We start from the raw sequence: 19,349 nt of genomic DNA, 5'->3' as shown, positions 1-19,349 counted from the left end.
GTGAGCTTCGACCTGCTGCCCGCCGTCGACGTCGTCGACGGCCAGGCCGTCCGACTCGTCCAGGGCGAGGCGGGCACCGAGACCGGTTACGGCGACCCCCTCGACGCGGCCCGGGGTTGGGTCGACGACGGCGCCGAGTGGATCCACCTCGTCGACCTCGACGCCGCCTTCCGGCGCGGGTCCAACGCCGAACTGCTGGCGGGCCTGGTCGCGCAGGTGCCCGTCAAGGTCGAGCTCTCCGGCGGCATCCGGGACGACGAGTCGCTGCGTCGCGCCCTCGACACCGGGTGCGCCCGCGTCAACATCGGCACCGCCGCCCTCGAGGACCCGGAGTGGTGCGCCAAGGCCATCGCGGAGTTCGGCGACCGGGTGGCGGTCGGGCTCGACGTCAAGATCCGTGACGGCGAGCACCGGCTCGCGGCCCGCGGGTGGGTGTCCGACGGCGGCGACCTGTGGGACGTCCTGGCGCGGCTCGACGCCGAGGGGTGCGCCCGCTACGTCGTCACCGACGTCGGCCGCGACGGCACGCTGACCGGCCCGAACACCGACCTCCTTGCCGCGGTGTGCGCCCGGACCGAGGCGCCGGTCGTCGCGAGCGGCGGCGTCGCGACCCTCGACGACGTGCGCGCGCTCGCGGCCCTCGCGCCGCAGGGGGTGGAGGGCGCGATCATCGGCAAGGCCCTCTACGCGGGCGCGTTCACGCTGCCCGAAGCGCTCGACGCCGCCGCGCGGCCCGCTCAGTAGGCTGATCGCATGGGTGTGGCCGTCCGTGTGATCCCGTGCCTGGACGTCGACGCCGGGCGCGTGGTCAAGGGCGTGAACTTCGTCGACCTGCGTGACGCCGGGGACCCGGTGGAGATGGCGCGGCTCTACGACGCCGAGGGCGCCGACGAGCTGACCTTCCTCGACGTGAGCGCCTCGTCGGGGGAGCGGGAGACGACCTACGACGTCGTGCGCCGCACGGCCGAGCAGGTGTTCATCCCGCTGACCGTCGGCGGCGGGGTGCGGACGAACGAGGACATCGACAAGCTGCTGCGGGCGGGCGCGGACAAGGTCGGCATCAACACCGCCGCGATCGCCCGTCCCGAGTTCCTCGGCGAGTCCAGCCGCCGGTTCGGCTCGCAGTGCATCGTGCTCTCGGTCGACGCCCGGCGGGTGCCGGCCGACGGGCAGCCGACGCCCTCCGGGTTCGAGGTCACGACCCACGGCGGGCGGCGCGGCACCGGGATCGACGCGCTGGAGTGGGCGCAGCGCGGCGCCGAGCTCGGCGTCGGGGAGATCCTGCTGAACTCGATGGACGCGGACGGGACCAAGAACGGGTTCGACCTGGAGATGCTGCGCCGCGTGCGGTCGCTCGTCGACGTCCCGGTGATCGCCTCCGGGGGCGCCGGGGCCGTCGAGCACTTCGCGCCCGCGGTGGAGGCGGGCGCGGACGCGGTGCTCGCGGCGAGCGTGTTCCACTTCGGCATGATGCGGATCGGCGAGGTCAAGGACGCCCTGCGGGAGTCCGGGGTGGAGGTCCGATGACGGTGGCGCCGGAGCTGGGTGCCCGGGTCCGCTGGAACGCCGACGGCCTGGTGTGCGCGGTGGTGCAGCAGTACGACACCCGCGAGGTCCTCATGGTCGCGTGGATGTCGGACGAGGCGCTCGCGCGGACGCTCGAGACCCGCGAGGCGACCTACTGGTCCCGCTCCCGTCAGGAGCTGTGGATCAAGGGCGCCACGAGCGGGCACACCCAGGCGGTCCACGAGGTGCGGCTGGACTGCGACGGCGACACCCTGCTGGTCCTGGTCGACCAGCAGGGCGCGGCGTGTCACACCGGTGACCGCACCTGCTTCGACGCCGACGTGCTGCTCACCTCCGACACCGCGGGCTGAGCGACCGCGCCCAGCACGGCCAGGCCGAGGACGAGGCCGGTCAGCAGGGCCACGAGCGCGGCCAGGCCGGACACCGGGGACGAGGCGGCGAAGACGGTGCCGCCCGCCGTCATCACGGTGCCGTAGAGACCCCACGAGAACATCGACGCCGAGCCGGCGGCCGCGGCGACGAGGTGCCCGCGGCGACCGCGGCCCGCGGTGACCTCGTGGGCGCCGACCACGCCGCCGACCGCCAGGGCCGCCTTCACGACCGCCGCCAGCGCGGCCGAGGCGCTCCAGGGGCCGCCGTCGGGGACGAGGCCCGCGGCCTGGGCGACCTGGACGCCCGCGAACCCCGCCGCCCCGACGGCCGCGAGCCGGACCACCGTGCGCGCCCAGGGGAGTGCGACCCGTCCCGCGGTCGGCGCCCAGCGCCGCCACGCGTACCCGGCGAACAGACCGACCAGCCCGATGCCCTGCAGCGTGAAGCCGACGTGGACGAGGGGCTTCACCCACGGGGCCAGCGGCTCCGGGCCGCCGGCGACCCCGCCGTCGAGCAGCAGTCCGGGCGCGGTGGTCAGCACGATCGGGACGAGGAACCCGGCCCCGACCCAGCCCGGCAGGAGCACCGACCAGGCCGGGGGACGGCGCGTCCCCGACGCGAGGACCACGGCGAGCAGGATCGCGACCGCGTCCATCCCTGCGGTGACGAGGTTGGCCGCGTGCAGGCCGGGGGAGGCGAGGAAGGCCGGGTCCGGGACACCGACCGCGTGCCCGGTGAGCCACAGCGCCTTGAGCACGAGGTACGGGAGCGTGGCGACGACGACGAGCGTGGCGAGCGCGGTTCGCATACCGGGAACGGTGCCCGGCGGCGGTCGCCGGCGGCTCCCGCGCGCGGGGGGACCGGTCTCCCTCGCGCAGGGGAGGAGACCGTCCGCCGCCCGTGTGACGATCACCGCCGTGAGGGTCCTCGTCGGTCGTGCCGCCCACCTGGCGTTCGGTGGTGCGCTGGCGCTGCCCTACGCCGGGCTGGTGTGGCTGTTCGAGCGGACGCTCGGCAGCGGGCCCGGTCTCGTCGTCGGCGTGCTCGGCCTGCTCGCGGTCGCCGGCGGGCTGGGCGTCGCGCTGCTGCCGGTCGTGCGCCCGCTCGCGATCGTGGTCGTGCGCACCCTGCTCGGGGTGGACCTCCCCGACGCGGGCCCCGGGCCGGCCCCGCGCGACGCACGCGTCCGCGCCGCCGCGTGGTTCGCGATCACGGCGCTGGCGGGCGCGGTCGCGGTGCTCGCGGTGCTGGTGCTCGTGCCGCAGGCCGTGGGGTTCGCGGTGCTGCCGCTGACCGGCGGGACGCTGCGGGTGGGCGGCGAGGTGTGGGCCCCGCGCGGAGCCGCGATGCTGCTGGGGCCGCTCGTCGCGCTCGTCGGCCTCGCCCTCGTGGTGCTCGTCGTGACGGGGCTCGGGTCCGGCCTCGCCGGGCTCGCGCCCCGCCTGCTCGGGCCGACGCCCGCGGAGGCCCTCGCCGCGGAGCGCGCCCGGGCCGGGCGGCTGGCGTGGCGCGCCCGGCTCGCCGGGGAGCTGCACGACCACCTGGGCCACACGCTCACCGCGATGACGCTGCAGGCCGGGGCGGCCGGACGGGTCCTCGACGCCGACCCGGAGGCGGCCCGCCGCGCGCTCGCCGCCATCGAGGACCGCGGCCGGGCCGCGGTGGACGAGCTGGACCGGGTGCTCACGCTCCTCCGCGACCCCGAGGGCGCCGACCCCGGCGGGTTCGGTGATCCCGGCGACGTGCCGTCGCTCGTCGAGGGCATCCGCGCCACGGGGCGGGAGGTGCACCTCGTGCTCGAGGGCGAGCCGGGACCCGAGGCACGCCGCGTGGTGCGGGAGGGCCTGACGAACGCCGTGCGGCACGGCGGGACCGGGCCGGTCGAGGTGGTCGTGCGCGCGGGGCCGACCGGCAGCGTCGTCACGGTCACCAACCCGGCCGGGGTCGCCGGGAGCGCGACGCGGCGCGGTCACGGGCTGGAGGGTCTGCGCGACCGGGTCGAGGCCGTCGGGGGCCGGCTCCGCTCGGGTCCGGCCGACGGGTCGTGGACGCTGCACGCCGAGCTGCCCGGGGAGGGCCCGTGACCCGGCTGCTGCTCGTGGACGACGACGAGCTGGTGCGGGCCGGCCTGCGCATGATCCTCGAGGCGGAGCCCGACCTGGAGGTGGTCGCGGAGACCGGCGACGGGGTCGAGGTGACCTCGCTCGTGGGTCGGCACGCGGTGGACGTGGTGCTCATGGACGTGCGGATGCCGCGGGTCGACGGCCTGACCGCCACGCGGCACCTCGTCGAGTCCCTGGCCGACCCGCCGCGGGTCCTGGTGCTCACGACGTTCGGGCAGGAGGAGGCCGTGTACGAGGCGCTCCGGGCGGGCGCTGCGGGGTTCCTGGTCAAGCGGGCCCGGCCCGCCGAGATCGTGGCGGCGGTCCGCACCGTGGCGCTCGGCGACACGCTGCTGTTCCCCGAGGCCGTCCGCGACCTCGCCCGCCGCCGGGCCCCCGCGGCGCGTCCGACGTTGCCGGCGCTCACCGACCGCGAGACCGAGGTCCTGCGCCACCTGGCCCGGGGCGCGACCAACGCGGAGATCGCGGCCGCGCTCGTCGTCGGGACCGAGACCGTGAAGACCCACGTGGCGGCCGTGCTCGGCAAGCTGGGCGCCCGGGACCGGACCCAGGCGGTGGTGCTGGCCTACGAGTCGGGGTTCGTCGTGCCGGGGGAGTGAGGCCGCTGGTCCGGCCGCCGGTCCGGCGGCACGTCGTGCGGCGGGATGCGGGCCGCGGCGGTGGCGCGCAGCGCCGTGACCGCCGCGCGCACCGCGGGGGTCTCGCGGTCGGAGCGCCACACGGCGTCGACGGTGCGGGCGAGCACCGGGCTCGTCGTCAGCATGCGGACCCCGGCGGGGAGGGGCGGGCGGGCGAGGCGGGGCACCATCGCGGCGAGCCCGGCGCCGGCGACGAGCTCGAGGTGGATGGCGAAGCCGCACACCCGGCTCGTCACCCGGGGCTCCACCCCGGCGCGGCGCAGGGTGTCGAGCAGCCAGTCGTGCGCCCGGGAGCTGCGGGTGTCGGCCACCCACTCCAGGCCCGCTCCCGCGAGGTCGGCCAGTGCCACGTGCCCGGCGGACGCGAGCGGGTGCTCGCGGGGGAGCGCGAGGTCGAGCACGTCGTCGCAGAGCTGGGTGCGGGCGGTCCCCGGCGGCGACGGCGACGGCAGCCCCTCCCAGTTCTCGACGACCGCGAGGTCGAGGTCGCCCGCCAGCAGCGCGGGCATCGTCTCCTCGGCCTCGCCGTCGTCGAGCAGGACCGTGAGGTCGGGGTGCGCGACCCGCAGCCGCGCCAGCGTCGCGGGCGCGAGGGCGTGCGCCGAGGTCGGGATCGCGCCGATCCGCAGCGGGCCGACGACCTCGTCGTCGAGCCGGTCGAGGTCCCGCCGCGCCGCCGCCATCCGTTCCAGGAGGGCCGCCGCGTGCTCGGCGAGCACGAGGCCCGCCGGCGTCAGCCGGATGCCGCGGCCCGCCGGCTCGGTGAGCCGGGTGCCCGCCTCCCGCTCCAGGGTCGCGAGCTGCTGGGACACCGCCGACGGCGTGAGGTGGAGCGCGGTCGCCGCCCGCCCGACGGTGCGGTGCGTCGCGACCGCGTGCAGGGCCTGCAGGCGCGCGATCCCGAACATGCAGTGGAGCTTACGGTTCCCGGCCAGGAGAAGTCGCTGGTCCTGAACAGTGCCCCCACGCAGGCTGGACACGTGGCCGTCCCCGACATGCTCGCGACCTCCGCTCCCACCGCCCGCCGGTCCGTCGACCCCCGCCTCATGGCCGTGGTCGGCAGCCTCTGCATCGCGCTGTCGCCGATCCTCATCGCGCTCTCGGGCACCTCCCCGGGGACCGCCACGGTCTTCCGGTGCCTGCTCGCGCTGCCGGTGCTGATCCCGATCGCGCTGCTCGAGCGCCGCCGGACGCGCCGGGCGCAGCAGGCGGGACTCGGGCCCGGTCGGCTCGGTTCTCCCTGGCTCGTCGTCGTGGGCGGCCTGCTGCTCGGCGTCGACATGACGCTGTGGACCGGGGCGATCCACGCGGTCGGGGCCGGGGTGTCGACGGTGCTGGTCAACGCCCAGGTGGTGATCCTCCCGCTGCTCGCGTTCCTGGTGCTCGGCGAGCGGGTGCGGCTGTCGTTCCTGCTCACGGTGCCGGTGATGCTCGTCGGCGTCGCCCTCGCGGGCGGACTGGTCGACAGCGACCCGACCACCGCCCCGGACCCGGTGCTGGGCACGGTGCTCGCCCTGCTCGCGGCCTTCGCCTACGCCGGCTACCTGCTCTTCCTGCGCCTCGGCGCGGCGCCCGGGGAGAAGGCGGCACCGGTCACGCTCGCCACCGTCGCGGCGGCCGTCAGCTCGTTCGCGCTCGGCTCGCTGTGGGAGGGCGTCGACCTGACGCCGGGCTGGACCGCGATCGCGTGGCTGGCGCTGCTCGCGGTCGTCGGGCAGTCGATCGGCTGGGTGCTGATCGCGGGCGGGATGGCGGCACTGCCGTCGTCGACCGGGGCGTCGATCCTGCTGCTCCAGCCGGTCGGGGCCGTGCTGCTCGGCATGGCGGTGCTCGGCCAGTTCCCGACGGCGTGGCAGCTGGTGGGCTGCGCGGTGGTGATCGGGGCGGTGGCGATCGCCGTGCGGCGCCGGGCCGAGCCGGCCCCGGAGGAGGCCGCCGCCTGAGGGTGTCGGACCCCCCGTCCACAATGGGCGACGTGTCCGTCACCGACCCGCCGACCACGCTCGGCGCCGTCTCGCCGAGCCGCGAGCGGTTCCACGAGCTCGCCGCGCACCACCGGGTGATCCCGGTGGTGCGGCGCCTGCTCGCGGACGACGAGACGCCGCTCGGGGTGTACCGCAAGCTCGCCGGGCGCCGCAGCGGGACGTTCCTGCTCGAGTCGGCGGCGAACGGCGAGTCGTGGTCGCGGTGGTCCTTCGTCGGGGCCCGCAGCGCGGCCGCCCTCACCGAGCGGGACGGGCGCGCGCACTGGACCGGGACGCCCCCGGTCGGGCTGCCCGGCGCCGGCGAGAACCCCCTCGACGCCCTGCGCGAGACCCTGGAGCGGCTGCGCACCGACCCGCTGCCGGGGCTGCCGCCGCTGACCGGCGGGCTGGTCGGCTACGTCGGGTACGACGCCGTCCGGCGCCTGGAGCGGATCCCCGAGCTCGCCGAGGACGACCTGCGGATCCCCGAGCTGGTCATGCTGCTGGCCACCGACCTCGCGGCGCTCGACCACCACGAGGGCACCGTCACGCTCATCGCCAACGCCGTGAACTGGGACGACAGCCCGGAGCGGGCGGACGCGGCGTACGACGACGCGGTGGCCCGGCTCGACCGGATGACCGCGGAGCTCGGTGCCCCCGCGCCGTCCACGGTGGCGCAGTACGACCCGGCGGCCGGGCGCTCGCCGCAGGTCCGCCGGCGGTTCGACCGCGACGCCTACCTCGCGGCGGTGGAGACGGCGAAGGAGCGGATCCGCGCGGGCGACGCGTTCCAGGTGGTGGTCAGCCAGCGCTTCGAGTCCGACACCGAGGCCGACGCCCTCGACGTCTACCGGGTGCTGCGGGCCACCAACCCGAGCCCGTACATGTACCTGCTGCGGCTCACCGACGCCGCCGACCGACCGTTCGAGATCGTCGGGTCGAGCCCCGAGGCGCTGGTGACGGTGCGCGACGGCGTGGCGACCACGCACCCGATCGCCGGCACGCGCTGGCGCGGTGTCGACGCCGAGGAGGACATCCTGCTGGAGAAGGACCTCCTCGCCGACGAGAAGGAGCGCGCCGAGCACCTCATGCTCGTCGACCTCGGCCGCAACGACCTCGGGCGGGTCTGCGTGCCGGGCACCGTGAAGGTGCACCGGTTCTTCGACATCGAGCGCTACAGCCACGTCATGCACCTGGTCTCGACCGTCAGCGGCCGGCTGCGCGAGGACCGCAGCGCGTTCGACGCGGTGGCCGCCTGTTTCCCGGCCGGCACCCTCTCGGGGGCGCCCAAGCCGAAGGCCATGGAGATCATCGAGGAGCTGGAGCCCACGCGCCGCGGTCTCTACGGCGGGATCGTCGGCTACCTCGACTTCGCCGGGGACGCCGACACCGCCATCGCCATCCGCACTGGTCTGCTGCGCGACGGCGTGGCCCACGTGCAGGCCGGCGGCGGGGTCGTCGCCGACTCCGACCCGGTCGCCGAGGACACCGAGGCCTCCAACAAGGCCCGGGCGGTGCTCGCGGCGGTCGCCACGGCCGCCACGCTGCGCACGCCCGTCCCCGGGACGGGCGCGACGTGAGGGGGCCTCGCCTGCTGGGCGTCGCGGTCGTCGGGCTGCTGCTCGCCGCCGTGGCGCTCTGGGGCGCCTCCCGCGGCACCTGGCTCACCGCGACCTGGGACGTCCCGCTGCGGGGTCGGGTGGTGGTCACCGCGACCGGGGCGGACGCCGAACCGGTCCTCGTGCCCTGGGCGCTGCTCGCGCTCGCCGCGATCGGTGGCCTGCTCGCCACCTCGGGATGGGGCCGACGGGCGGTGGGCGCGGTCGTCGGGATCGCCGGGCTGTGGGCGCTGCTGCGCGCACTGTCCGGGCTCGCCGCCCCGCCGCCCGACGCGCTGCCGGCCGCGGCCCGGCAGGCGGGCCGGGCCGTCGGGGTGGAGGCGTCCGTGGTGTGGCCGCTGCTCGGCGGGCTCGGCGGCCTCCTGCTGATCGGCGTCGGGCTGCTCGTGACCCTGCGCGGGGCCGCCATGCCGCGGCTCGGGGCGCGCTACGACGCCCCCGGTGCACCGACCCGTCGTCAGGACGCCGACGACGAGGACCGTTCGCTGTGGGCGGCGCTCGACGCCGGCGAGGATCCCACGGCGCGTCCGGAGAGCCCGACACCGAGGGCGCCGGACGGAACCGGTGGGACCGGGAGTTAAACTCCCGGTGTACTCGCCAGGGACCGGAACCGGCGCCCCGCAGCTGCGGGGGGACGGCTCGATCGAGAGCCCGAAGGATGGGGGCAGCACCCGCGTGAGCGTCCTGGAGCAGATCCTCGAGGGGGTCCGGGCCGACCTCGCCGCCCGCGAGGCCGCCGTGGGCTTCGACGAGGTCAAGGCGGCCGCCGCGGCCGCGCCGCCGGCCAAGGACGCGCTCGCGGCCCTGCAGGGGCAGGGCATCGGGGTCATCGCCGAGGTCAAGCGGGCGTCCCCGTCGCGCGGCCACATGGTCGACATCCCCGACCCGGCGAAGCTGGCCCGCCAGTACGTCGAGGGCGGCGCCCGGATCATCAGCGTGCTCACCGAGCAGCGGTACTTCGAGGGTTCGCTCACCGACCTCGACGAGGTGCGCGCCGCCGTCGACATCCCGGTGCTGCGCAAGGACTTCGTGGTCGGCACCTACCAGGTCCACGAGGCGCGGGCCCACGGCGCCGACCTCGTGCTCCTGATGTGCTCGGTGCTCGAGCAGAACGCCCTCGACGCGTTGGTCGACCGCGTGCACTCGCTGGGCATGACCGCGCTCGTCGAGATCCACGACGAGATCGAGGCGGACATGGCGCTGCAGGCCGGCGCGAAGCTCGTCGGGATCAACGCCCGGAACCTCAGGACGCTCGACGTCGACCGCGAGGTGTTCAGCCGGCTCGCGCCCGGCCTGCCCGGCGAGGTGCTGCGGGTCGCGGAGTCCGGGGTGCGCGGTCCCGGCGACCTGATGACCTACGCGGGCCTCGGCGCGGACGCCGTGCTCGTCGGCGAGTCGATGGCCACCGCGGAGGACCCGCGGGCCGCCGTCCGGCAGCTGGTCACCGCCGGGTCGCACCCGGCCTGCCCGAAGCCCGCCCGCTGATGACGGCGGACGGAGCGCAGCGGCTCCCCACCGCCTCCGACGGGCTCACCCGGCACGACCACGACCCCGACGTCGGCGGGCACTTCGGCCGCTTCGGCGGGCGCTACATGCCCGAGGCCCTGATCGCCGCGGTCGACGAGGTCGCCGCCGAGTACGACAAGGCCCGGCAGGACCCGACGTTCCTCGCCGAGCTCGACCGCCTGCAGCGCGACTACGCGGGCCGGCCGTCCCCGGTGACCGAGGCCCGGCGGCTGTCCGAGCACGCGGGCGGGGCGACGATCCTGCTCAAGCGCGAGGACCTCAACCACACCGGCTCGCACAAGATCAACAACGTGCTCGGGCAGGCCCTGCTCACGGTGCGCATGGGCAAGACCCGCGTGATCGCCGAGACCGGCGCGGGCCAGCACGGCGTCGCCACCGCCACCGCCGCCGCCCTGCTGGGGCTCGAGTGCGTGGTCTACATGGGCGAGGTCGACACCGAGCGCCAGGCCCTCAACGTGGCGCGGATGCGCCTGCTCGGGGCCGAGGTCGTCCCGGTGACCACCGGCTCGCGCACGCTGAAGGACGCGCTGAACGAGGCCTACCGCGACTGGGTGTCGTCGGTCGAGCACACGCACTACGTGCTCGGGACGGCCGCGGGCCCGCACCCGTTCCCGATGATGGTGCGCGACTTCCACCGCGTGATCGGGCTGGAGGCCCGCGCGCAGGTGCTGGCGAGCCACGGCCGCCTCCCGGACGCGGTGCTGGCCTGCGTGGGCGGCGGGTCGAACGCGATCGGCATCTTCCACCCGTTCCTCGACGACACGGCGGTGCGCCTCGTCGGGTGCGAGGCCGCGGGCGACGGGGTCGACACCGGCCGGCACGCCGCGTCCATCACCGGCGGCTCGCCGGGCGCCCTGCACGGCGCGCTGACCTACGTGCTGCAGGACGAGGACGGGCAGACCGTCGAGTCGCACTCGATCTCGGCCGGCCTCGACTACCCCGGCGTCGGCCCGGAGCACTCCTACCTCGCCGAGATCGGGCGCGCCGAGTACGTCCCGGTCACCGACACCGAGGCCATGGACGCGTTCCGGCTGCTGTGCCGCACCGAGGGCATCATCCCCGCCATCGAGACCGCTCACGCGATCGCCGGCGCCCTGCGCCTCGGACGCGAGCTCGGCCCGGACGCCACGCTGCTGGTGAACCTCTCCGGCCGCGGCGACAAGGACGTGGAGACCGCCGCGCGCTGGTTCGAGGTGGTCGACCCGGCCGCCCTGCCCACCACCGAGCCGGTGCCCGACGACGCCGCGGCGGGGGAGCGGGAGCTGTGAGCGACACCGGCACCCGCACCGGGCTGACCGTCCTCGACGAGGTCTTCGCCACCGCGCGGGCCGAGAACCGGGCCGCGCTCATCGGCTACCTGCCCACCGGCTACCCCACCGTGGCGGGCTCGAAGGGCCTGCTGGCCCAGACGCTCGACGCCGGCGCGGACCTCCTCGAGGTCGGCCTGCCCTACTCCGACCCGGTGCTCGACGGGCCGGTCATCCAGCACGCCGTCGAGACCGCCCTGCGCGGCGGCGTGCGGACCAGGGACACCCTCGAGGTCGTCGAGTCGATCGCCGCGCGCGGGGGACGGGCCGTCGTCATGACGTACTGGAACCCGATCCTGCGCTACGGCGTCGAGGCGTTCGCGCGGGACCTGGCGGCGGCGGGTGGCCTCGGGCTGATCACCCCGGACCTCGTGCCCGACGAGGCCGCCGGCTGGCTCGACGCCGCCGACCGGTACGCCCTGGGCCGCACGTTCCTGGTGGCCCCGTCGTCGACCGAGCAGCGTCTCGCCTCCACCGCGGCGGCCACGACCGGCTTCGTCTACGCCGCGTCCACCATGGGCGTCACCGGGGCGCGGGACGCGGTGTCCGACACGGCCCCGGCGCTCGTCGAGCGCACCCGCCGGCACACCGACCTGCCGATCGGCGTCGGCCTCGGCGTGCGCTCCGGGGCCCAGGCGGGGGAGGTCGCCCGGTTCGCCGACGGCGTCATCGTCGGCTCGGCGCTGGTGTCGGCCGCGGAGCACGGGCGCGCGGCGGTCGCCCGCCTGGCCACGGAGCTCGCGGCGGGCGTCCGCGGCAACCACACCGGCCGCTGAGGCCCCGCCGACCGGGCCCCCGCCTCACGGACGGTGTCGGGGGCGACCGATAGCGTGAGCGCGTGCTCGCCTCGCTGCCCCTGACCATCCCCAGTCCGCCCCAGGGCGTCTGGCAGCTCGGTCCGATCCCGCTGCGCGCCTACGCGCTGTGCATCATCGCCGGGATCGTCGTGGCGGTCTCGCTCACCGAGCGCCGGTTCGTCGCGCGGGGCGGGGCGCCGGGGTTCGTCATCGACGTCGCGGTGTGGGCGGTCCCGTTCGGCCTGGTCGGCGGGCGGCTCTACCACCTCGCCACCGACTGGCGGACCTACTTCGGCCCGGGCGGGGACCCGGTCGCGGCGCTCTACGTGTGGAACGGCGGGCTCGGCATCTGGGGCGCCATCGCGCTCGGTGCGGTCGGCGCCTGGATCGCGTGCCGCCGCCGGGGCGTGCCGCTCACCGCGTTCGCCGACGCCGCGGCCCCCGGCATCGTGCTCGCCCAGGCCATCGGCCGGCTCGGCAACTACTTCAACCAGGAGCTCTACGGCGCCCCCACCACGCTGCCGTGGGGCCTCGAGATCTACCGGCGGATCGACCCGGGCACGGGCGCGGTGGACAACCTCGCGGGGGTGGCGGTCGACCGCACGCCGATCGAGATCGTGCAGCCCACGTTCCTCTACGAGCTGCTGTGGAACGTCGCGGTCGCGGTGCTCGTCATCTGGGCCGACCGACGCTTCACCCTCGCCCGCGGCCGGGCCTTCGCGCTCTACGTGGCGGGCTACACGCTCGGCCGCTTCTGGATCGAGATGCTGCGCACCGACCCCGCGCTCACGCGGGTGGAGGGCGTGCGGGTCAACGTCATCGTGGCCGCCGTGCTGTGCGTCGCGGCGCTGCTCTACCTCGTCCTCGCACGCGGGCCCCGCGAGGACCTCTCCGGCTCCGTACCGCCCGAGCCGCACGAGCCGACCGGTTCGACGGGGGTCGGTGCGGGTACGCCCGGGTCCGTGACTCCCAGGGACGACGAGAACGACGACGCCCGCGCCGCGCGGCAGTCCCGCGACGAGGCCGCCGCCCCCGACCGCGACGACACCGACACCCACCACGGTGCCGCCGAGCCCTCCGGCGTGGACGCCGAGCCCGAGGGCACGCAGCCCGAGGAGGAGGCCTCCGCGGCCCCGCCGTCCTCCGCGCACGGGTCCTGAGCAGGACCCCCGCGGGGCCCGCACGCCCCGCCGTCGCCCGGTCAGCGGGCTAGACTCTCCCCGGGCCATCGTCGTCCCGGATCCTCGTCATCCGGCTCGCGACGACCGCCGAGGGGCTCCATCCCCGGCGGATCTCCGGGCGCGGAGTTCCGGTGCCCAGGAGGCCCGCCCAGTGCTGTTCTCGTCCGTTCCCGGGCCTCAGGGCCTGTACGACCCCGCCTTCGAACACGACGCCTGCGGCGTCGGTGCCGTCGTGGACGTCCACGGCCGGCGCAGCCACGGCATCGTCGCCGACGCCCTGCAGGTGCTGCACAACCTCGACCACCGCGGCGCCGCGGGCAGCGAGCCGACCAGCGGGGACGGTGCGGGCATCCTGCTCGGCGTCCCCGACGAACTCCTCCGCGCCACCGTCGACGCGGAGCTCCCGGCCCCCCGGCCCTCGGTCGACGGGGGCCAGGAGGAGCACACGTACGCCTGTGGGCTCGTCTTCCTGCCCGCCGACGACGACGGCGCCACCAAGGCCATGGCCCTGCTCGAGCGGATCACCGCCGAGGAGGGCCTCGAGGTCCTGGCCTGGCGCGACACCCCGGTCGACCCGGTGGGCGCCGACGTCGGGTCGGTGGCCCGCTCGGTGATGCCGCGGTTCGCCCAGGTCCTGGTCTCGCACCCCGACCGCACGCTCGCCGGCGTCGAGCTGGACCGCGTGGCCTGGATCGTGCGCAAGCGGGCGGAACGGGAGTCGGTCGAGCAGGGCTGCGGGACGTACGTGGTCTCACTGTCGAGCCGCACCGTGACCTACAAGGGCATGCTGACCACCGACCAGCTGCCGCTGTTCTTCCCCGACCTGCGCGACGAGCGCCTGCTCAGCGCGGTCGCGGTGGTGCACAGCCGGTTCTCGACGAACACCTTCCCGAGCTGGCCGCTGGCGCACCCGTACCGCACGATGGCCCACAACGGCGAGATCAACACCATCCGCGGCAACCGCAACCGCATGCGGGCCCGGGAGGCGCTGCTCGGCACCGACCGGTTCCCGGGCGACCTGCAGCGGGCAATGCCGGTCTGTCCGCCGGGGACGTCGGACTCGGCGAGCTTCGACGAGGTGCTCGAGCTGCTCACGCTCGGCGGCCGGTCGATGCCGCACGCGGTGATGATGATGATGCCCGAGGCGTGGGAGAACCACGCCGAGATGCCCGCCGACCAGCGGGCGTTCTACCAGTTCCACGCGAGCCTGATGGAGCCGTGGGACGGCCCGGCCGCGGTCGTGTTCTCGGACGGCACGCAGCTCGGGGCGACCCTCGACCGCAACGGCCTGCGGCCCTGCCGCTGGTGGCACCTCGCCGACGGCCGCGTGGTGCTCGCGAGCGAGTCGGGCGTGCTCGACGTGCCCGCGGGCGACGTCGTCGCGAAGGGGCGGCTGCGGCCGGGCCGCATGTTCCTCGTGGACACCCGGCGGGGCGGCATCGTCGACGACGACGTGCTGAAGTCCGAGCTCGCGGCCGCCGAGCCGTACGGCGAGTGGCTGCACGCGGGCCTGGTGCGGCTCGACGAGCTGCCCGACCGCGAGCACGTGGTGCACACCCACGAGTCGGTCGTCCGCCGCCAGCAGACGTTCGGGTACACCGAGGAGGACCTGCGGATCCTGCTCGCCCCGATGGCGACGACGGGCGCGGAGCCGCTCGGGTCGATGGGCACCGACACCCCCACCGCCGTGTTGTCGCGGCGGGCACGGCTGCTCTTCGACTACTTCGTCCAGCTGTTCGCGCAGGTGACCAACCCGCCGCTGGACGCGATCCGCGAGGAGCTCGTCACCTGCATGTCCCGGCCGATCGGGGCGGAGCAGAACCTGTTCCACCCGGGACCGGCCAGCTGCCGGCAGGTCGTCCTCCCGTACCCGGTGATCGACAACGACGAGCTCGCGAAGCTCATCCACATCGACCAGGACGGGGACATGCCCGGCTTCGCGGCCACGGTGCTCTCCGGGCTGTACGAGGTCGACGGCGGCGAGACGGCGCTCCGGGCGGCCCTCGACCGGGTCCGCCGGCAGGCGAGCGAGGCCATCGCCGACGGCAAGCGCATCCTGGTGCTCTCCGACCGCGACTCCGACGCCCGGTGGGCCCCGATCCCGTCGCTGCTGCTGGTCTCGGCCGTGCACCACCACCTCGTGGCCACGCGCGAGCGGACGCAGGTCGCGCTCGTCGTCGAAGCCGGCGACGCACGCGAGGTGCACCACATGGCGCTGCTGCTCTCCTACGGCGCCGCGGCGATCAACCCGTACCTCGCGTTCGAGTCGATCGAGGACATGATCACCTCGGGGTGGCTCGAGGACCTCGAGATCGAGCAGGCCATCGCGAACTACGTGAAGGCCTGCGTCAAGGGCGTGCTCAAGGTGATGTCCAAGATGGGCATCTCGACGGTCAGCGGGTACACCGCCGCGCAGGTCTTCGAGGCCATCGGGCTGTCCCAGGAGTTCCTCGACGAGTACTTCCACGGCACGTCGTCGAAGCTCGGCGGGGGCGGACTCGACGTGCTCGCCACCGAGGTCGCCGCCCGGCACGCCGCGGCCTACCCGTCGAACCCGACCGAGCGGGCGCACCGCCGCCTCGACGTCGGCGGCGAGTACGCCTACCGCCGCGAGGGCGAGCTGCACCTGTTCACGCCCGAGACGGTGTTCCTGCTGCAGCACTCGACGCGCACGAAGCAGCGCGACGTGTTCCGCCGGTACACGGCCGAGGTCGACCGGCTGACCCGCAGCGGCGGGCAGCTGCGCGGCCTGTTCCGCCTGCGCTACGAGGACCGGACCCCGATCGACCTCGACGAGGTCGAGCCGGCCTCCGAGATCGTCAGGCGGTTCGCCACCGGCGCGATGAGCTACGGCTCGATCTCCGGCGAGGCGCACACCGACCTCGCGATCGCGATGAACAACATCGGCGGCAAGTCCAACACGGGGGAGGGCGGCGAGGACCCGGTCCGGTTGGTCGACCCGTCGAAGCGCTCGGCGATCAAGCAGGTCGCCTCCGGGCGTTTCGGGGTGACCAGCGAGTACCTCGTCAACGCCGACGACATCCAGATCAAGATGGCGCAGGGCGCGAAGCCCGGCGAGGGCGGCCAGCTCGCGGGCAAGAAGGTCTACCCGTGGATCGCGGAGGTCCGGTACTCGACCCCGGGCGTCGGGCTCATCTCGCCGCCGCCGCACCACGACATCTACTCGATCGAGGATCTCAAGCAGCTGATCCACGACCTGAAGAACGCCAACGACCGGGCCCGGATCCACGTCAAACTCGTCAGCTCGGTGGGCGTCGGCACCGTCGCGGCCGGGGTCAGCAAGGCCCACGCCGACGTCGTGCTCATCTCGGGCTGGGACGGCGGCACCGGCGCCGCGCCGCTGACCAGCCTCAAGCACGCCGGTGCGCCGTGGGAGATCGGGCTCGCCGACACCCAGCAGACGCTCATGCTGAACGGGCTGCGCGACCGCATCTCGGTCCAGGTCGACGGCGCGATGAAGACCGGCTTCGACGTCATGGTCGGGATGCTCCTCGGCGCCGAGGAGTACGGGTTCTCGACGGCGCCGCTGGTGGTCAACGGCTGCATCATGATGCGGGTCTGCCACCTCGACACCTGCCCGGTCGGCGTCGCGACGCAGAACCCGGAGCTGCGCAAGCGCTACACGGGCAGGCCGGAGTTCGTCGAGAACTTCTTCTGGTTCATCGCCGAGGAGGTGCGGGAGTACCTCGCGCAGCTCGGCTTCCGCACCATCGACGAGGCGGTCGGCCACTCCGAGCTGATCGACGCCGGCGAGGCGGTCGACAACTGGAAGGCCCAGGGGATCGACCTGACGCCGCTGTTCACGGTGCCCGACGTCCCCGAGGGCGCCTCGACCGACCGCCGCCGGACGACGGCGCAGGACCACGGACTGGACCGGGCGCTGGACCGCACGCTGATCCAGCTCGCGGAGGGCGCGCTCGACGACGCCGTCCCGGTCCGTCTCGAGATGCCGGTGCGCAACGTCAACCGGACGGTCGGCACGCTGCTCGGCGCCGAGGTCACCCGGCGCTACGGCAAGCACGGCCTGCCCGACGACACGATCCACGTGGGGTTCACGGGCTCGGCCGGGCAGTCGTTCGGCGCGTTCCTGCCGCAGGGCGTGACGCTCGACCTCGTCGGCGACGCCAACGACTACGTGGCCAAGGGCCTCTCCGGGGGCCGCGTGATCGTCCGCCCGCCCGAGGGGGCGCGGTTCACCGAGGCCCCCGACTCCGATCACGACGAGCGGCACACCATCGCCGGCAACGTCATCGCCTACGGCGCGACGTCGGGCGAGGTCTTCCTGCGCGGGCAGGTGGGGGAGCGGTTCTGCGTGCGCAACTCCGGCGCGCTCGCCGTCGTCGAGGGCGTGGGCGACCACGCCTGCGAGTACATGACCGGTGGCCGCGTCGTGGTGCTCGGCAGCACCGGGCGCAACCTCGGCGCCGGGATGTCCGGCGGCATCGCGTTCGTCCACGACCTGCCGGCGGTCCGGGTCAACCAGGAGATGGTCGACCTGCTGCCCCTCGACGGCGAGGACGCCGCCTGGCTGCGGGGGGTGGTCGAGCGCCACCTCGAGCTGACCGGCTCGCCGAAGGCGGCCCGTCTGCTCGACGACTGGGAGAACCAGGTCGGGCACGTCACGAAGGTGATGCCGACCGACTACCAGCGCGTGCTCGACGCCGAGCAGCGCGCCGCGACCGAGGGTCGCGACCCGAACGAGGTCATCATGGAGGTGGCGGGTGGCTGACCCACGCGGGTTCCTCACCTATCCCCGCGAGGACAACCCCAAGCGCCCGGTCGAGGAACGTCGGACCGACTGGCACGAGCTCTACGCCGACGTCACCGACCCGGCGGTCGAGGCGGAGACCCGGCGGCAGGCGGCGCGGTGCATGGACTGCGGCATCCCGTTCTGCCACTCCGGCTCCGCCGGCTGCCCGCTGGGCAACCTGATCCCGGAGTGGAACGACTTCGTCCGGCGCGGCGAGTGGGGCCGCGCGAGCGAGCGGCTGCACGCCACGAACAACTTCCCGGAGTTCACCGGGGCCCTCTGTCCCGCGCCGTGCCAGGAGGCCTGCGTCCTGTCGATCACCGAGCAGCCCGGCTCGGTGACCATCAAGCGGGTCGAGTGGTCGATCGCCGAGGTCGCGTGGCGCGACGGGCACGTCGCCCCGCAGCCGGCGGCGGAGTCGTCGGGCCGGCGGGTCGCGGTCGTCGGCTCCGGTCCGGCCGGGCTGGCCGCGGCCCAGCAGCTCACCCGCGCCGGGCACGACGTCACGGTGTACGAGCGCGACGACCGGCTCGGCGGGCTGATGCGCTACGGCATCCCCGAGTTCAAGTTCGAGAAGTGGGAGCTCGACCGGCGCCTGGAGCAGATGCGGGCGGAGGGGACGCGGTTCGTCGTGAACTGCGAGGTCGGCGGGGACGGGCTCCCGGTGGATCGGCTCCGGGCCGAGTACGACGCCGTGGTGCTGGCCGTCGGAGCGCTGGAGGGTCGGGACGACCGGACTGTCGAGGGTCGCGACCTCGAGGGCATCCACCTGGCCATGGACTACCTGACGCCCGCGAACCGGGAGTGCGAGGGCGACGGGCCGTCGCCGATCGACGCCCGGGGCAAGAACGTCGTCGTCATCGGCGGCGGCGACACCGGGGCGGACTGCTACGGCACCGCGACCCGCCAGGGCGCGATCGCGGTCCACCAGCTCGACCAGTACCCGGCGCCGCCGCAGACCCGCGACGAGTCGACCTCGCCGTGGCCGACGTGGCCGGTGATGTACCGGACGCCGCCGGCGCTGGAGGAGGGCGGCGAGCGCCTGTTCGCCTCCGCGGTCAAGCGCTTCCTCGGGGACGACCGCGGGCACGTGCGTGCGGTCGAGCTGTCGACGGTGGAGGTGCGCCGGACCGAGGACGGCCGTCGCGAGGTGGTGCCGACCTCCGAGGAGGTGCACACCCTCCCCGCCGACCTCGTGCTGTTCTCCATCGGCTTCACCGGGCCCGACGAGCGGGCGCTCGTCCCGGGGCTCGGGATCGAGCGCACCCCCAAGGGCACGATCGGCTGCGGCTCGGACTGGCAGACCGACGTGCCGGGGGTGTTCGTGTGCGGGGACGCCCACCGCGGGGCGTCGCTGATCGTGTGGGCCATCGCCGAGGGCCGCTCGGCCGCGGCGGCGGTCGACGCGTTCCTGTCCGAGGACGGGCGCACCGACCTGCCGGCCCCGGTGCACCCGAACGCGCTGCCGCTCAGCGTCTGAGACCGGGGTTCCCGACGGCGGGTCGCAGCGCGACCCGCCGTCG

General features: G+C 75.1%; 16 protein-coding genes. 14 read left to right on the top strand and 2 right to left on the bottom strand.

Translation table 11 applies throughout. From position 1 onward, the window contains the following. From priA to hisI, 3 genes are read left to right on the top strand one after another with little or no spacing between them, the layout of a single operon-like run. Positions 1-744, top strand: coding sequence for a bifunctional 1-(5-phosphoribosyl)-5-((5-phosphoribosylamino)methylideneamino)imidazole-4-carboxamide isomerase/phosphoribosylanthranilate isomerase PriA (gene priA / locus LN037_RS27680; protein WP_230759552.1), 744 nt, complete (start codon positions 1-3; stop codon positions 742-744). Positions 745-753: 9 nt separating this feature from the next. Next, positions 754-1,527, top strand: a complete 774-nt coding sequence (gene hisF / locus LN037_RS27675; RefSeq protein ID WP_230759550.1) for an imidazole glycerol phosphate synthase subunit HisF — start codon at positions 754-756, stop codon at positions 1,525-1,527. Continuing rightward, positions 1,524-1,877, top strand: a complete 354-nt coding sequence (hisI, locus tag LN037_RS27670; protein WP_230759549.1) for a phosphoribosyl-AMP cyclohydrolase — start codon at positions 1,524-1,526, stop codon at positions 1,875-1,877. Before hisF ends, hisI begins: the two co-directional genes overlap by 4 nt. Here the strand turns inward: hisI and LN037_RS27665 are convergent. Further along, positions 1,814-2,707, bottom strand: a complete 894-nt coding sequence (locus tag LN037_RS27665) for a hypothetical protein (RefSeq protein WP_230759547.1) — start codon at positions 2,705-2,707, stop codon at positions 1,814-1,816. The genes hisI and LN037_RS27665 overlap by 64 nt on opposite strands. A 109-nt stretch (positions 2,708-2,816) precedes the next feature. Between LN037_RS27665 and LN037_RS33915 the strand changes: the two genes are divergently transcribed. Continuing rightward, positions 2,817-3,983 carry a sensor histidine kinase gene (locus tag LN037_RS33915; protein WP_230759545.1) on the top strand — a complete coding sequence of 389 codons (1,167 nt, stop codon included), beginning with the start codon at positions 2,817-2,819 and terminating at the stop codon, positions 3,981-3,983. Beyond that, entirely contained in the window at positions 3,980-4,621 is a 642-nt protein-coding gene (locus LN037_RS27655) for a response regulator transcription factor (protein WP_308286203.1), read from the top strand. Before LN037_RS33915 ends, LN037_RS27655 begins: the two co-directional genes overlap by 4 nt. Here LN037_RS27655 and LN037_RS27650 read toward each other — a convergent pair. Further along, the gene (locus tag LN037_RS27650; protein ID WP_230759544.1) at positions 4,588-5,568 is read right to left on the bottom strand and encodes a LysR family transcriptional regulator; all 981 of its coding nucleotides are present in this window, start codon (positions 5,566-5,568) and stop codon (positions 4,588-4,590) included. The genes LN037_RS27655 and LN037_RS27650 overlap by 34 nt on opposite strands. A 72-nt stretch (positions 5,569-5,640) precedes the next feature. Between LN037_RS27650 and LN037_RS27645 the strand changes: the two genes are divergently transcribed. The 9 genes from LN037_RS27645 to LN037_RS27605 all read left to right on the top strand — a co-directional run bounded on the left by LN037_RS27645 (position 5,641) and on the right by LN037_RS27605 (position 19,306). Then, entirely contained in the window at positions 5,641-6,603 is a 963-nt protein-coding gene (locus LN037_RS27645; RefSeq protein ID WP_230759542.1) for a DMT family transporter, read from the top strand. Between the two features lie 23 nt (positions 6,604-6,626). Continuing rightward, on the top strand, positions 6,627-8,204 hold the full coding sequence (locus LN037_RS27640; RefSeq protein WP_230759541.1) for an anthranilate synthase component I: 1,578 nt from the start codon (positions 6,627-6,629) through the stop codon (positions 8,202-8,204). Beyond that, a complete protein-coding gene (locus LN037_RS27635; protein WP_230759539.1) occupies positions 8,201-8,824 on the top strand; it encodes a Trp biosynthesis-associated membrane protein in 624 nt (207 codons plus the stop codon). Before LN037_RS27640 ends, LN037_RS27635 begins: the two co-directional genes overlap by 4 nt. Positions 8,825-8,918: 94 nt before the next feature. Beyond that, complete coding sequence (trpC, locus tag LN037_RS27630) at positions 8,919-9,728, top strand: indole-3-glycerol phosphate synthase TrpC (RefSeq protein ID WP_230759537.1); 810 nt, start codon at positions 8,919-8,921, stop codon at positions 9,726-9,728. Continuing rightward, on the top strand, positions 9,728-11,038 hold the full coding sequence (trpB, locus tag LN037_RS27625) for a tryptophan synthase subunit beta (RefSeq protein WP_230759535.1): 1,311 nt from the start codon (positions 9,728-9,730) through the stop codon (positions 11,036-11,038). Before trpC ends, trpB begins: the two co-directional genes overlap by 1 nt. 23 nt (positions 11,039-11,061) lie before the next feature. Further along, positions 11,062-11,853, top strand: a complete 792-nt coding sequence (gene trpA / locus LN037_RS27620; protein WP_230759604.1) for a tryptophan synthase subunit alpha — start codon at positions 11,062-11,064, stop codon at positions 11,851-11,853. Positions 11,854-11,915: 62 nt separating this feature from the next. Continuing rightward, a complete protein-coding gene (lgt, locus tag LN037_RS27615) occupies positions 11,916-13,034 on the top strand; it encodes a prolipoprotein diacylglyceryl transferase (RefSeq protein WP_230759533.1) in 1,119 nt (372 codons plus the stop codon). A gap of 172 nt (positions 13,035-13,206) precedes the next feature. After that, complete coding sequence (gene gltB, locus LN037_RS27610; protein ID WP_230759531.1) at positions 13,207-17,805, top strand: glutamate synthase large subunit; 4,599 nt, start codon at positions 13,207-13,209, stop codon at positions 17,803-17,805. Then, positions 17,798-19,306 (top strand): glutamate synthase subunit beta, encoded by a 1,509-nt coding sequence (locus LN037_RS27605; protein WP_230759529.1) that lies wholly within the window; start codon positions 17,798-17,800, stop codon positions 19,304-19,306. Before gltB ends, LN037_RS27605 begins: the two co-directional genes overlap by 8 nt. Positions 19,307-19,349: the final 43 nt, after the last annotated feature.

This window comes from Actinomycetospora soli (genome assembly GCF_021026295.1).
GTDB classification, from domain to species: Bacteria; Actinomycetota; Actinomycetes; order Mycobacteriales; family Pseudonocardiaceae; genus Actinomycetospora; species Actinomycetospora soli.
This window is presented reverse-complemented; position numbering and strand designations above follow the sequence as displayed.

What these genes read in the sequence shown, in the direction of transcription:
- hisF (WP_230759550.1), top strand. Translation starts at nt 754, where the DNA reads ATGGGTGTGGCCGTCCGTGTGATCCCGTGCCTGGACGTCGACGCCGGG.
- hisI (WP_230759549.1), top strand. Translation starts at nt 1,524, where the DNA reads ATGACGGTGGCGCCGGAGCTGGGTGCCCGGGTCCGCTGGAACGCCGAC.
- LN037_RS27665 (WP_230759547.1), bottom strand. Translation starts at nt 2,707, where the DNA reads ATGCGAACCGCGCTCGCCACGCTCGTCGTCGTCGCCACGCTCCCGTAC.
- LN037_RS27650 (WP_230759544.1), bottom strand. Translation starts at nt 5,568, where the DNA reads ATGTTCGGGATCGCGCGCCTGCAGGCCCTGCACGCGGTCGCGACGCAC.
- LN037_RS27640 (WP_230759541.1), top strand. Translation starts at nt 6,627, where the DNA reads ATGGGCGACGTGTCCGTCACCGACCCGCCGACCACGCTCGGCGCCGTC.
- trpB (WP_230759535.1), top strand. Translation starts at nt 9,728, where the DNA reads ATGACGGCGGACGGAGCGCAGCGGCTCCCCACCGCCTCCGACGGGCTC.